The 13,679-nt window shown below is 69.9% G+C and carries 10 protein-coding genes; 5 read left to right on the forward strand and 5 right to left on the reverse strand.

The window, feature by feature from the left end; translation table 11 throughout:
* The first annotated feature begins 124 nt into the window (after positions 1–124).
* Genes IEY89_RS09740 through nirD form a run of 3 tightly spaced genes read left to right on the forward strand, consistent with a single transcriptional unit; the run spans position 125 to position 4,355 of the window.
* On the forward strand, positions 125–1,381 hold the full coding sequence (locus IEY89_RS09740; protein WP_189146885.1) for an NAD(P)/FAD-dependent oxidoreductase: 1,257 nt from the start codon (positions 125–127) through the stop codon (positions 1,379–1,381).
* The gene (gene nirB / locus IEY89_RS09745; protein WP_189146886.1) at positions 1,381–3,996 is read left to right on the forward strand and encodes a nitrite reductase large subunit NirB; all 2,616 of its coding nucleotides are present in this window, start codon (positions 1,381–1,383) and stop codon (positions 3,994–3,996) included. The genes IEY89_RS09740 and nirB overlap by 1 nt, the downstream gene beginning before the upstream one ends.
* Positions 3,993–4,355: a nitrite reductase small subunit NirD gene (gene nirD, locus IEY89_RS09750; protein ID WP_189146887.1), complete on the forward strand. Its 363-nt coding sequence runs from the start codon at positions 3,993–3,995 to the stop codon at positions 4,353–4,355. Before nirB ends, nirD begins: the two co-directional genes overlap by 4 nt.
* 63 nt (positions 4,356–4,418) lie before the next feature.
* On the opposite strand, the gene IEY89_RS09755 is transcribed toward nirD, so the two are convergent.
* Complete coding sequence (locus IEY89_RS09755) at positions 4,419–5,345, reverse strand: oxidoreductase (RefSeq protein ID WP_189146888.1); 927 nt, start codon at positions 5,343–5,345, stop codon at positions 4,419–4,421.
* 162 nt (positions 5,346–5,507) lie between these two features.
* Entirely contained in the window at positions 5,508–6,350 is an 843-nt protein-coding gene (locus tag IEY89_RS09760) for an SAM-dependent methyltransferase (RefSeq protein WP_189146889.1), read from the reverse strand.
* A gap of 243 nt (positions 6,351–6,593) precedes the next feature.
* On the opposite strand from IEY89_RS09760, the gene IEY89_RS09765 reads away from it, so the two are divergent.
* Positions 6,594–7,754: an alkaline phosphatase PhoX gene (locus IEY89_RS09765; RefSeq protein WP_189146946.1), complete on the forward strand. Its 1,161-nt coding sequence runs from the start codon at positions 6,594–6,596 to the stop codon at positions 7,752–7,754.
* A 69-nt stretch (positions 7,755–7,823) separates the two neighbouring features.
* Complete coding sequence (locus tag IEY89_RS09770) at positions 7,824–8,429, forward strand: hypothetical protein (RefSeq protein WP_189146890.1); 606 nt, start codon at positions 7,824–7,826, stop codon at positions 8,427–8,429.
* On the opposite strand, the gene IEY89_RS09775 is transcribed toward IEY89_RS09770, so the two are convergent.
* From IEY89_RS09775 to IEY89_RS09785, 3 genes are all read right to left on the reverse strand, one after another.
* Positions 8,416–8,931 (reverse strand): VOC family protein, encoded by a 516-nt coding sequence (locus IEY89_RS09775; protein WP_189146891.1) that lies wholly within the window; start codon positions 8,929–8,931, stop codon positions 8,416–8,418. The two genes, IEY89_RS09770 and IEY89_RS09775, sit on opposite strands and share 14 nt — an antisense overlap.
* A 294-nt stretch (positions 8,932–9,225) precedes the next feature.
* On the reverse strand, positions 9,226–11,973 hold the full coding sequence (gene ppdK / locus IEY89_RS09780) for a pyruvate, phosphate dikinase (protein WP_373287213.1): 2,748 nt from the start codon (positions 11,971–11,973) through the stop codon (positions 9,226–9,228).
* Between the two features lie 439 nt (positions 11,974–12,412).
* Entirely contained in the window at positions 12,413–13,624 is a 1,212-nt protein-coding gene (locus IEY89_RS09785) for an ROK family protein (protein WP_189146893.1), read from the reverse strand.
* Positions 13,625–13,679: the final 55 nt, after the last annotated feature.

Genomic DNA, 13,679 nt, shown 5'->3' on the forward strand with positions numbered 1-13,679 from the left:
ACAGCCACCCGCCCCGCCCCTCCCGAACCCTCACACCCACTCCCGGCCCCCGCTGAGGGAAGCGTGCCCCCCGGGAAACAGACGTGATGCGGCCGGGTAACACCGGCAACGCACGCTGCAGTACATGACCTCGAATGCGCGTGTGGTGGTGATCGGCGCCGGGCTCGCGGGCGTACGGCTCGCCCGGCGGCTCGGCGAGCTCGGCCTGTCCGCCTCGGACGTCGTGCTCGTCGGCGAGGAGGAGCACCGCCCGTACAACAGGGTGCTGCTCGCCGAGGTCCTCGCCGGGCGGTACGCCCCCGAGGTGATCGCCCTGCCGACGCCGGACCGGCTGGTCCGGGCCCGCGCCGAGCACATCGACCGCGCCGACCGGACCGTGCACTGCTCCGACGGCTCCGCGATCCGCTTCGAGACGCTGGTGCTGGCGACGGGCTCCAACCCCGTACTCCCGCCCCTGCGTGGGTTGTTCACCCCGGATCACGAACTCCCGGAAGGCGTCCACGCGTTCCGGACGATGGACGACTGCCTGGGGCTGTCCAAGGCGGTACGTCCGGGGGCGCGGGTCGTTGTCATCGGCGGTGGTCTCCTCGGTGTGTCCGCCGCGCGCGCCCTCGCCGTACGCGGTGCCCAGGTCGTTCTCGCCCAGCAGGGCGAGCGGCTGATGGAACGTCAGCTCGACCCTGGTGCCTCGGCGTTGGTGCTGCGGCACCTCAACGAGCTGGGCGTCGAGGTGCACACCGAGTGCCGGGTGCGGGACGTGCGCTGCGTGGGCGGCAGGGTTCGTTCGGTCGAGCTGGCCGACCACTACGCCCTCGACGCCGACCTCGTCGTGCTGGCCTGCGGTGTCCACCCCCGGGTGGGGCTCGCGCGCGACGCGGGGCTCGCCGTGCACAAGGGCATCCTCGTCGACGACGAACTCCGCACCTCCGACCCGCACATCCGGGCCCTCGGAGACTGCTCCCAGCACCAGGGAACGATCTACGGGCTTGCCACCCCCGCGCTCGAACAGGCAAATGTCCTGGCCGAGTTGATCGCGAGCGAGGCGGGTGCGTCGGGTGCTGCCACCGCCCGCTACACCGGCACCCGTGCCCTGACCCGGCTCACCCTCACCGACTTCACCGCCGACACCGGCAACCCCTTCGATCTCGCCGCCTTCGGCGAGCCGACCCCCCGCCCCGGCGACGACGTCATCCAGCTCGCCGACGCCACCCGGGGCACGTATCGCAAGGTCGTCGTCCGCGACGACCGGCTGGTCGGCGGGGTGCTCGTCGGCGAACTCGGCACCGTCGGCGCCCTCGCTCGGGCCTGGGAGGGAGCAGAGCCGCTCCCCACTGACGGCGGTCCACTGCTCCACCTGCTCACCAACGATGGAGGCTCCTAATGACCGCCACTGATGGGGCCACCCCCACGATCGTGCTCGTCGGCCACGGCATGGTCGGCCAGCGCTTCCTCGAAGCCCTCGCCGAGCGCGGCCTGACCGCCGCGCACCGCGTGGTCGTGCTCTGCGAGGAGCCGCGTCCGGCGTACGACCGCGTCGCGCTGACCTCGTACTTCTCGGGCAAGACGCCCGAGGAGCTCTCGATGACCGACATGGCGTTCATCGAGAAGGAGGGCATCGAGCTGCACATCGGTGACCCGGCGGAGACCATCGACCGCGAGGCGAAGCGGGTGACCGCCCGCTCGGGTCTGGTCGTCGACTACGACGTCCTCGTCCTCGCCACCGGCTCCTACCCCTTCGTGCCGCCGGTCCCCAACAAGGACGCCAGGGGCTGCTTCGTCTACCGCACCATCGAGGACCTCCTCGCCATCGAGGAGTACGCCAGTACCCGTACGACGGGTGCCGTGGTCGGCGGTGGTCTGCTCGGACTTGAGGCGGCCGGCGCGCTGAAGGGCCTCGGACTCACCTCCCACATCGTCGAGTTCGCGCCGCGCCTGATGCCGGTGCAGGTCGACGAAGGCGGCGGCGCCGCGCTGCTGCGGACCATCGAGGACATGGGCCTGTCCGTCCACACGGGCGTCGGTACCCAGGAGATCGTCGTCGACGAGGACGGCGCGGTCACCGGTATGAAGCTGTCCGACGGTTCCGAACTCTCCGCCGACCTCGTGGTGTTCAGCGCCGGTGTCCGCCCCCGCGACCAGCTGGCCCGCGAGTCCGGCCTGACGGTCGGCGAGCGCGGCGGCATCGCGGTCGACGAGCAGTGCCGTACGGTCAACGACCCGCACGTGTTCGCGATCGGCGAGTGCGCGCTCGCCTCCGACGGCCGGGTGTACGGCCTGGTCGCCCCCGGTTACGAGCAGGCGGAGACGGCTGCCGCCGCCATCGCCGCGGACGAGGCCGAGGAGCTGACGTTCACCGGCGCCGACCTCTCCACCAAGCTGAAGCTGCTCGGCGTGGACGTGGCGTCCTTCGGTGACGCGCACGGCACCGCCGAGGACTGCCTGGACGTCGTCTACTCCGACTCCCGCTCGGGTCTGTACAAGAAGCTCGTCATCGGGCGCGACGGCACGCTGCTCGGCGGCATCCTCGTCGGCGACGCGGAGGCCTACGGCACGCTGCGCGCGTTCACCGGTACGGTCCCGCCGGTCTCCCCCGAGTCCCTGGTGCTCCCGGCCGGCGCCGGCGGCCCGGTCCAGCTCGGTCCGACCGCGCTGCCGGACGACGCGATCATCTGCTCCTGCAACAACGTCCGCAAGGGCACGATCCGCGGCGCGGTCACCGAGCACAACTGCACTACCGTGCCCGAGGTCAAGAAGTGCACCAAGGCCGGTACGACGTGCGGCAGTTGCGTCAAGGTCCTCGGCCAGCTCGTCACCGCCGAGCTGGAGGCGAGCGGTGTCGTCGTCGACAAGGGCCTGTGCGGCTGCTTCTCGCAGACCCGCGAGGAGCTGTACGAGATCGTCCTCGCCCTGCGTATCAACACCTACCAGGACCTGCTCGACCGCTACGGCCGCGACAGCGCCAAGGGCGGTGACGGCTGCGACGTCTGCAAGCCGGCTGTCGGTTCGATCATCGCCTCCCTCGCCCCGACCATCGGCGCGAGCGGCTACGTCCTCGACGGCGAGCAGGCGGCGCTGCAGGAGACCAACGACCACTTCCTCGCCAATCTGCAGAAGAACGGCTCGTACTCGGTCGTCCCGCGCATCCCCGGCGGTGAGATCACCCCCGAGGGCCTGATCGTCATCGGCGAGATCGCCCGCGACTTCGGCCTCTACACGAAGATCACCGGCGGTCAGCGGATCGACATGTTCGGCGCCCGCGTCGAGCAACTCCCGCTGATCTGGACGCGGTTGGTGGACGCAGGCTTCGAGTCGGGCCACGCCTACGGCAAGTCGCTGCGTACGGTGAAGTCCTGCGTCGGCCAGACCTGGTGCCGTTACGGCGTCCAGGACTCGGTCCGGATGGCGATCGACCTGGAGCTGCGCTACCGGGGTCTCAGGTCGCCGCACAAGCTCAAGTCGGCGGTGTCGGGCTGCGCCCGCGAGTGCGCCGAGGCCCAGTCCAAGGACTTCGGCATCATCGCCACCTCGGGCGGCTGGAACCTGTACGTCGGCGGCAACGGTGGCGCCACCCCGCGCCACGCGGACCTGCTGGCCCAGGACCTGAACGACGCCGAACTGATCAAGCTGATCGACCGGTTCCTGATGTTCTACATCCGCACGGCGGACCGTCTGGAGCGCACGTCGACCTGGCTGGAGCGGATCCCCGGCGGCCTGGACCACGTGCGGGACGTGGTCGTGGAGGACTCCCTCGGCATCTGCGAGGAGCTGGAGTCGCTGATGACCGCGCACGTCGCCCACTACCGCGACGAGTGGGCCGACACCATCAACGACCCCGAGAAGCTCTCCCGGTTCGTGTCCTTCGTGAACGCGCCGGACACCCCCGACCCGGTCGTCGGCTTCGTCCCCGAGCGCGACCAGATCAAGCCCGACCTGCCGCTGCTGTCCATCGGCCTGCGCCCCGCCGATGACGTCCTGGAAGGAAGCGCCCAGCGATGACCCTGGCACCCGAGACGACCGACCTGAAGATTCAACTGCGCCTCGACAACAGCGCCGACGACTGGTTCACGGTCTGCGACCTGAGTCTCCTGCTGCCGGGCCGTGGCGTGGCGGCCCTGCTGCCGGACGGCAGGCAGGCGGCCATCTTCCGCGACCGCGCGGGCAGCCTGTACGCCATCGACAACCGCGACCCGTTCGGCGGCGCGGCGGTCCTCTCCCGCGGCCTGACCGGCACCCACCAGGGCCGCCCGTATGTCGCCTCCCCGCTCCTGAAGCAGCGCTTCGACCTGGAGTCGGGCCGCTGCCTGGACGACGAGACGGTGGCCGTGCGGGCGTACGAGGTACGCGCCGCCGCCTGACGCATCCGAGCGAAGATCGTGTGAGCGGCGCCTTGGCCTCCCCGGCCGGGGCGCCGCTCGCACTCACGTCTTCAGACCCTCGTACGTCACCCCGGTGAGCTGCTCGGAGGCGGCCCAGAGCCGCTCCCCCGCGCGGTCGTTGAGCGTCCAGGACGCCCGCCAGGACTTCGCGGGCGAACCGCGCCAGCCCAGAAAGGACGGCCCGATGAACGCGTCGGGCCGTACGTCCGGCGCGATGGCCGCGTACAGCGTGGGCAGGGCGCCCGCCTCGGCGGACTGGGCGAGGTACCGGTTGCCGATCTCCATGACCCGCTCGGTGCCCCTGCGGCCCTCCATCTTCGCCGAGGCGGTCTGGAGGTTGGTGTCGGCGTACCCGGGGTGCGCGGCGGCGGCCACGACACCGGAGCCGATCGCGGCCAGCCTGCGCGCCAGCTCGTGCGTGAAGAGCAGGTTGGCCGTCTTGGAACGCCCGTACGCGGTCCAACGCCGATATTTCCGCTCGCTGTTGAGGTCGTCGATGTCGATGTTGCCGAGCGCGTGGGCACCGCTGGAGAGGTTCACGATCCGGGCGCCGGGCGTACCGAGCAGGGCCGGGAACAGCAGGCCGGTGAGCGCGAAGTGCCCGAGGTGGTTGACCCCGAACTGCGTCTCGAACCCGTCCGCCGTCGTCCCGTACGGCAACGCCATCACGCCCGCGTTGTTGACGAGGAGATCGAGCCGCTCGTACGGAAGCTCGTCCGCGAACTCCCGTACGGAGCCCAGGTCTCCCAGGTCGAGCGGCCAGAACTCGGCGATGGCGTCCGGCACTTCGGCCAGCAGTCGCCCGACCGCCTCGTTCCCGCGCGCCTCGCTCCGGCAGGCGAGCACCACCCGCGCCCCCTTGCGCGCCAACTCCCGTGCGGTGACGTACCCGAGCCCACTGTTGGCGCCGGTGACGACGGCGATGCGACCGCTCTGGTCGGGGATGTCCTGTGTGTTCCAGTCCGGCATGTTCGGGTTACCTCCGTGGGCGACGACGAGTCCGGCGGTTCCGGATCAGGTCCGGATCAGGTCCAGATCCGGATGCGGGTCCCAGACTGCGCCGGAAGGGACCCCGATGGCCAGATCCACGTCCGGGTCACCTCCCGCCCCCGGACCTCTGCTCCTGCCGGGTCAGGGCTTGCGCCCCACCCCGCAGTAGGCGTCGACGGACACGGCGGGACCGGCCGGGCTCCGGAGGTCGGGGCGCCACTCGGGTACCTGGACCACACCCGGGTCCACCAGGTCGAGGCCGTCGAAGAAGGCGGCGATCTCCCCGATGCTGCGTACGTAGTACGGCACGGCACCGCTCGCGTTGTAGGCCTCCGACGCGGCGATCATGCCCTCGCTGGTGGCGGTGCTGTCGCTGATCACCAGATGGCTGCCCGACGGCAGGCCCGCCATCAGCCGGCTCACCAGGTCGCGCGCCTGGTCGTGGTCGGCGACATGGCCGAGCGTGTTGAGGATCATCAGGGCGACCGGCCGGGAGAGGTCGAGGGTGTCGGCCGCCGCTTCGAGGATGGTCTCGGGCGCGTACAGGTCGGCGTTCAGATAGACGGTCCGGCCCTCGGGGGTGCTGCCTAGCAGGGCGTCCGCGTGGGCCAGCACGATGGGGTCGTTGTCGACGTACACGATCCGGGCGTCCGGGGCGGCGCGCTGCGCGACCTCGTGGGTGTTGTCGGCGGTCGGCAGCCCGGTACCGACGTCCAGGAACTGACGTACGCCCCGCTCGTCGGCCAGATAGCGGACCGCGCGTCCCAGGAAGTGCCGGCTCGTGACCGCGACGTCGACGAGACCGGGGAAGATCTCCTTGATCTGGTCCCCGATCTCCCGGTCGACCTCGTAGTTGTCCTTGCCGCCGACGAAGTAGTTCCAGAAGCGGGCCGAGTGCGGCTTGGAGGTGTCGATGTGCGCCCGTGCCCGTGCGCCGGTGCCGACCGAGGGGGTGGGGGTGACGGTGGGGTCGTCGTCTGACACGGCAGAGCCTCCTGGGTTCCGGTGCTGATCATTGAGCACCAACGTAGGTCAACTCGCCCTCGCGCCAGCGAAGTTACGAAGATCCACCTTCGGGCACCAGAGAATTCCGGCCATCGAAACGGTAACCGGGACTCCACTGCGCGTACATGACAATTCCATTCCGCCGTCCTAGGGTCCCTGACGTCACCGCACGTCACGCCACCCCCCTTTGGAGCGAGAGTGGACGCACGAGTGAACGCACACGTGGAACGCCGCACCCTTCTGCGCGCCGCCGTCATCGGCGGCTCGGCGGCCGTCTTCGGCGGCACCCTGTGGCGCGGCGCCGCCCACGCCGCCCCCGCCCAGCCGGGCACAGGCCCGTACGGAGCCCTCGCCGCGCCCAACGCCAACGGCATCAGACTCCCCGCCGGTTTCACCAGCCGGGTCATCGCCCGCTCCGGCCAGACGGTCACCGGAACGTCGTACACCTGGCACAACGCCCCTGACGGCGGGGCCTGTTACGCCGACGGCACGGGCTGGATCTACGTCTCCAACTCGGAGATCAATCCCTCGGGCGGCGCGAGCGCGGTCAGGTTCTCGTCGACGGGCACCATCACCTCCGCGTACCGCATCCTGTCGGGCACGCGCCAGAACTGCGCGGGCGGACAGACCCCCTGGAACACCTGGCTGTCCTGCGAGGAGGTGTCGCTGGGGTACGTCTACGAGACGGACCCGTGGGGCACGAGCGCCGCGGTGCAGCGCCCCGCGATGGGCCGCTTCAAGCACGAGGCGGCGGCAGTGGACCCGGTCCGCCAGGTCGTCTACCTGACGGAGGACGAGACGAACGGCCGCCTCTACCGCTTCGTTCCCACGACGTGGGGCAACCTGTCGTCCGGCACCCTCCAGGTCCTGGTGGCCGGCACGGCGACCTCGGGCTCGTACACCTGGACGACGATCCCCGACCCGGACGGCTCCCCCACCACCACCCGCACCCAGGTCTCCGGCTCCAAGTCCTTCAACGGCGGCGAGGGTTGCTACTACGCCGACGACAAGGTCTGGTTCACCACCAAGGGCGACAACAGGGTCTGGCAGCTCAACCTGCTGACGAACACCTACGAGTTGGCGTACGACGACTCCCTCGTCACCTCGGGCACGGCCCCGCTGACCGGCGTCGACAACATCACCGGCACGTCGTCGGGCGACCTGTTCGTGGCGGAGGACGGCGGCAACATGGAGATCTGCGTGATCACGCCGGACGACGTGATCGCCCCCTTCCTGCGCATCGACGGCCAGTCGGGCTCGGAGATCACGGGCCCGGCGTTCTCCCCCAACGGCAGCCGCCTGTACTTCTCCAGCCAGCGCGGCACGAGCGGCAGTTCCTCGGGCGGGATCACCTACGAGGTGACGGGCCCGTTCCGCTCGTAGGCACCGCCGGGCCGTACGTCCGTACTGCGCACCGGCGTCGATGTCAGTGGTGCGCGGTACGTTGCGGGCATGGGCGTATACCTGGTCGATGTCGGTGCGGAGGACTGGTTCGGTGAGGGCGAGGAGGAGGGCGAGGACGAGGGTGGGCGCGCGAAGATCGCCGCCGGCCTGAACGCGGAGCTGGTACGCCGCGGCCTGCCCCGGTACGACTCCGTACCCGAGGCAGCGGACTTCGTACGCGGTTCGGGCCGGTCCTTCGAGGAGAAACTGGCCCCGCCGATGGACGGCTTCGTGGCGCTGTGCCGGGCACACCTCTCGGAGGCGGAGACGGAGAGGCTCTGCGGCTGGACGGTACTGGTGCCGGTGCCCCTGGACGAGGAGATCGAGTTGCCGGTCGAGTCCTCGTACTCCGACGTGACGGTGATCGCGGGTGCCCCTCAAGTCCTGCTGATCGCCGAGAAGTTGGCAGCGGCGGTCGCACTGCCGCCCGAGGTCCCGGAGCTGTGCGACAACCTGGACCTGACCAACTGGTTCCTGGACGGCACGGCGGCGAAGCTGGCGGCGGCCCGGCCGGGGCCGTGGGGCGAGGATCTGGACGCCGCCTTCTACGTTGCGCTGTACCTGCGGGCGGCACAGCACTCGCTCAGACGGGGGTGCCCGATCACCTATTGCTGAGGGGATCGTCCCCCGAGCCCAGAGGTCCCGGGAAGAAGTCGGCACCCTGGACGTACGCCATCGCCTCGGCCCACTTCGGGTCACCGAGACGGCGTTCCATCTCCTCCGGGCCGACGTCCTCCACTCGCGTCTGGAACCACCACAGGTTGCCCAGCGGGTCGCGTACCCGCCCGATCCTGTCGCCGAAGAAGAGGTGCGTCACCTCGGTCACGGACGTGCCGCCGGCCTCAACAGCCCTGCGGTGCGTGGCGTCGGCGTCCTCGACGTAGAGGCGCAGGAAGGCCGGCGTCGGCGGCCAGCCGGGCGGCGCGTCGAACGGCATGACCACGGAATCGCCGATCCGCACCTCCGCATGCCCGATCCGGCCGTCCTCCCCGACGACCCGGGCGATCTCCTCGGCGTCGAACGCCTTCTTCAGGTACTCGATGAGCCCGGCCGTGTCCTGCGAGATGATCCACGGTGTGATGGTGCGGTAGCCGTCCGGAATCGGTTTTACGGTCATCTTCTTCCCTCCTGAGCACGTGCTGGTCCTCCCGACGCTAGGGGCGGTCTAGGCCAGGGGGTGACCTACATGACCGCCGGAGCCGAGTCGGAGGGGCCAAGTGGTGCGGCGGGCGTCCGGACACGCGTCGCCATGAGCACGGACAACGAGAGGGCGGCACCCCCCGCACAGGGGTGCCGCCCTCTCTCGTGCTCCGGAACCGCTGCCGTGTCGCTGAGGGTCGGGGTGACAGGCGACGGTTCCGGCGTCTCTAGGGCCTCGTGGAGCCGCTGGTGCCCCTACCCTGTGATCGCCCTACCGGTGATCGCTCCCCGCCGAGGACGAAGCCGCCCGCCCCGCCTCCAGTCGCGCCACCGGGATCCGGAACGGTGAGCAGCTGACGTAGTCCAGGCCGACCTCGTGGAAGAAGTGGACCGACTCCGGGTCGCCGCCGTGTTCGCCGCACACGCCCAGTTTCAGGTCGGGGCGGACCGCGCGGCCCGCCTCGACCGCCAGCTTGACCAGCGCGCCGACGCCGTCCCGGTCGATCGTCTCGAAGGGGGAGACTCCGAAGATGCCCTTCTCCAGGTAGGCCGTGAAGAAGGAGGCCTCCACGTCGTCCCTGCTGAAGCCCCACACCGTCTGGGTCAGGTCGTTCGTGCCGAACGAGAAGAACTCGGCGGCCTCCGCGATCTGCCCCGCCGTCAGGGCGGCGCGCGGCAGCTCGATCATGGTGCCCAGCGCCAACTTCAGCTCCACGCCGGTCTGTTCGATGACCTCGGCGATGACCTGCTCGGCCTCGTCGCGCACGATCTCCAGCTCCTGGACCGTGCCCACCAGCGGGATCATGATCTCGGCGCGCGGGTCGCCCTTGGCGTTCTTGCGCTCGGCCACCGCCTCCGCGATCGCCCGTACCTGCATGGTGAACAGGCCGGGGATCACCAGGCCGAGCCGTACGCCCCGCAGGCCCAGCATCGGGTTCTGCTCGTGCAGCCGGTGCACCGCCTGGAGCAGGCGCAGGTCGTTCTCGTGCGGGTCCTTGCGGGACTCGGCGAGGGCGACCCGTACCGACAACTCGGTGATGTCCGGCAGGAACTCGTGCAGCGGCGGGTCGAGGAGACGGACCGTCACCGGCAGGCCGTCCATCGCCGAGAACAGTTCCACGAAGTCCTGCTTCTGGAGCGGGAGAAGCGCCTTCAGGGACTCCTCGCGCTCGGCGTCCGTGTCGGCCAGGATCAGGCGTTCCACCAGCTCGCGACGGTCGCCGAGGAACATGTGCTCCGTACGGCAGAGGCCGATGCCCTGTGCGCCGAACCGCCGCGCCCGCATCGCGTCCTCGGCGTTGTCCGCGTTGGCCCGGACACGGAGACGACGCTTCCGGTCCGCGAAGGCCATGATCCGGTGGACCGCCTCGACCAGTTCGTCGGCGTCGTTGGCGCCCGCGTGCATCCGGCCCTCGAAGTACTCCACCACGGGGGACGGCACGACCGGGACCTCGCCCAGGTACACCTTGCCGCTCGAACCGTCGATGGAGATGAGGTCGCCCTCCTCCACCACGTGCCCGCCGGGGACCGTCATCCGGCGCCGCTTGGTGTCGACCTCCAGCTCCTCGGCGCCGCACACGCACGTCTTGCCCATACCGCGCGCCACGACGGCCGCGTGGGACGTCTTGCCGCCGCGCGAGGTGAGGATGCCCTCGGCCGCGATCATGCCGTCGAGGTCGTCGGGGTTGGTCTCCCTGCGGACGAGGATGACCTTCTCGCCCGAACGCGACCACTTCACCGCGGTGTACGAGTCGAACACCGCCTTGCCGACCGCCGCGCCCGGCGAGGCCGCGATGCCCCGGCCGACCTGCGCGACCTTCGTCGCCTCGTCGAAGCGCGGGAACATCAGCTGGGCCAACTGGGCTCCGGTGACGCGCTGGAGCGCCTCCGCCTCGTCGATGACCCCCTGGTCGACGAGCTGTGTGGCGATACGGAAGGCCGCGCCCGCCGTGCGCTTGCCGACGCGCGTCTGGAGCATCCACAACTGGCCGCGCTCGATGGTGAACTCGATGTCGCAGAGATCCTTGTAGTGGTTCTCCAGGGTCGACATGATCTGCATCAGCTGGTCGTACGACTTCTTGTCGATCTGCTCCAGCTCCGCGAGCGGGACCGTGTTGCGGATGCCCGCCACGACGTCCTCGCCCTGCGCGTTCTGCAGGTAGTCGCCGTACACGCCCGCGTGGCCGCTGGCCGGGTCGCGGGTGAACGCGACGCCCGTGCCCGAGTCGGGGCCCAAATTGCCGAAGACCATCGAGCAGATGTTGACCGCCGTACCGAGGTCGCCCGGGATGCGTTCCTGGCGGCGGTAGAGCTTCGCGCGGTCCGTGTTCCAGGAGTCGAAGACCGCGTGGATCGCGAGGTCCATCTGCTCGCGGGCGTCCTGCGGGAAGTCGCGGCCCGCCTCGGTCTTGACGATCTTCTTGAACTTGGTGACCAGCTTCTTGAGGTCCGCGGCCTCCAGCTCCGTGTCGACCGCGACCTTCTTGGCCGTCTTCGCCGCGTCCAGCGCGTCCTCGAACAGCTCACCCTCGACGCCGAGAACCGTCTTGCCGAACATCTGGATGAGGCGGCGGTACGAGTCCCACGCGAAGCGCTCGTCGCCGGCCTGCTTGGCGAGGCCCTGGACCGACTTGTCGGAGAGGCCGATGTTCAGCACCGTGTCCATCATGCCCGGCATCGAGAACTTCGCCCCCGAGCGGACGGACACGAGGAGGGGGTCGTCGGCCTGGCCGAGCTTCTTGCCCATCGCCGTTTCGAGGGCCGCGAGATGCGCGCTCACCTCGTCACGCAGTGCCGCCGGCTCCTCACCGCTGTCGAGGTAGGTCTTGCAGGCCTCGGTGGTGATCGTGAAGCCCGGAGGCACCGGCAGGCCCAGGTTGGTCATCTCGGCGAGGTTGGCACCTTTGCCACCGAGAAGGTCCTTGAGGTCCTTGTTGCCCTCGGTGAAGTCGTAAACGAACTTCACGCCCTCAACGCTGTTGCCCGGCTGAACTACGTGGGGATCTTTGTTTTCCGACACGGGTCCCAACTCCTTGAGGACGCGGTGGCTGCCCTGACGGCCAGGAACATACCCAGATCGAAGGCGTCTGGGTACGTCCACTTGCGCGTCATGTGCCTGTAACCAGTCGTCAGCCAGCAGATCCAAAGTCACAGCTTGGCAGGCTGCACGAGCGGCATGTTTTCACTTCTTGAACGCAGGCACGTCCCTATGCGCATTTTATCGCTCAGTTGAGCGGATGACGACACGCCTGAGTTCTCTCGATGAACGATCAAAGGGTGGCACTGAGTGCCACCCTTTGAGAAGTGCAGTCGCCTGCGTGGCGCTCATCTGAGCGCAACCCCTATCAAGGGTGGCGAGAATCACGCACTCGCGGGCGCCCGGATTTCACCATGCGGACACCGACGCGAAGGGGAAACACCCCTGTCACAGGGCCCCTTGCCGCAGGCCCCTCGCCGGCTCACACCCCCAGCGCCGTCAACCGCTCCTCCACCCGCTCCGGCGCGTACAGGTACTCCACGACCATCGCCCCGGCCCCCACCAGCCCCGCCCGCTCCCCCAGCCTCGACGTCACCACGTCCAGACGAGCGGTCGAGCGCGGCAGCGCCCGCTGGTAGAGGAGTTCCCGTACGCCGGTCAGGAACGGCGTGCCCGCCAGGTCCCCCGCGATCATCAGCACACCGGGGTTGAGCAGCGTCACCACCGTCGCCAGTACGTCCCCCACACTCCGGCCCGCCTCCCGCGCGAGCGCGAGCGCCCCCGGATGCCCGGCCGCGAGCAGGTCCCGTACGTCCGAGCCCGACGCCGCCGGCACCCCGGTCTCGGCGAGCCGACGGGCGACGGCACCACCGCTCGCGATGGCGGCCAGGCAGCCGTACGACCCGCACCGGCACAGCGCCTCGGCGCCCTGCGGGACGCGGATGTGCCCGATGTCCCCGGCGCCGCCGTCGATGCCCCGGAACACCGAACCGCCGACCACCACGCCCGCGCCGATACCCGTCGAGACCTTCACCAGGACGAAGGCCGAGCAGCCGGGGTAGCCGGAGCGCTGCTCTCCGTACGCCATGAGGTTGGCGTCGTTGTCCACCAGGACCGGGACCCCCGCCGCGCCCGGCTCGCCCGTGTGCTCGGCGAAGGCGCGGGCCAGCCGGGCTCTGGTGTCGTAGCCGTCCCAGCCGGGCATGATCGGCGGCTGGACGACGCGACCGGTGTCCATGTCGACCGGACCGGGTACCGCGAGGCCGATGCCGCAGACCTCGGACGGCCGGTGGCCCGCCTTCGTCAGGAGTTCCGCGAACCAGCGGCCGAGTTCGCCGAGGACGACCTCGGGGCCGTCGTCGACGGCCAGCGCGCCCGAGTGTTCCGCGAGAAGTTCACCCGTGAGGGTGAGAACGGCGGCGCGGGCGTGACGGGTGTCGAGGTCCGCCGCGAGGACCACGGCGTGGGCGTCGTCGAACTCCAGAGTGATCGACGGGCGCCCGCCGAGCGGCGAGTCGACCGGGCCCGAGGCGCCCTCGCGCAGCCAGCCCGCGCGGAACAGCCGGTCCAGACGGTGTCCGACCGTCGCGCGTGAGAGACCCGTCACCTGTTGCAGGGCACCGCGAGTCGTGGCGCGTCCACTGCGTACCAGTTCGAGCAGATCGCCGGCGCTCGCCTGAGCACGACCACTCATGCGCACCCCCTTGTGTTTCTCAAGCTTGCATTACATATTGAGTTATGCGTGTTAA

Source organism: Streptomyces lacrimifluminis, assembly GCF_014646095.1.
GTDB lineage: Bacteria > Actinomycetota > Actinomycetes > Streptomycetales > Streptomycetaceae > Streptomyces > Streptomyces lacrimifluminis.

Coding starts and splice junctions, on each gene's coding strand:
- IEY89_RS09740 (WP_189146885.1), top strand. CDS start 125: ATGACCTCGAATGCGCGTGTGGTGGTGATCGGCGCCGGGCTCGCGGGC.
- nirB (WP_189146886.1), top strand. CDS start 1,381: ATGACCGCCACTGATGGGGCCACCCCCACGATCGTGCTCGTCGGCCAC.
- nirD (WP_189146887.1), top strand. CDS start 3,993: ATGACCCTGGCACCCGAGACGACCGACCTGAAGATTCAACTGCGCCTC.
- IEY89_RS09755 (WP_189146888.1), bottom strand. CDS start 5,345: ATGCCGGACTGGAACACACAGGACATCCCCGACCAGAGCGGTCGCATC.
- IEY89_RS09770 (WP_189146890.1), top strand. CDS start 7,824: ATGGGCGTATACCTGGTCGATGTCGGTGCGGAGGACTGGTTCGGTGAG.
- IEY89_RS09775 (WP_189146891.1), bottom strand. CDS start 8,931: ATGACCGTAAAACCGATTCCGGACGGCTACCGCACCATCACACCGTGG.
- IEY89_RS09785 (WP_189146893.1), bottom strand. CDS start 13,624: ATGAGTGGTCGTGCTCAGGCGAGCGCCGGCGATCTGCTCGAACTGGTA.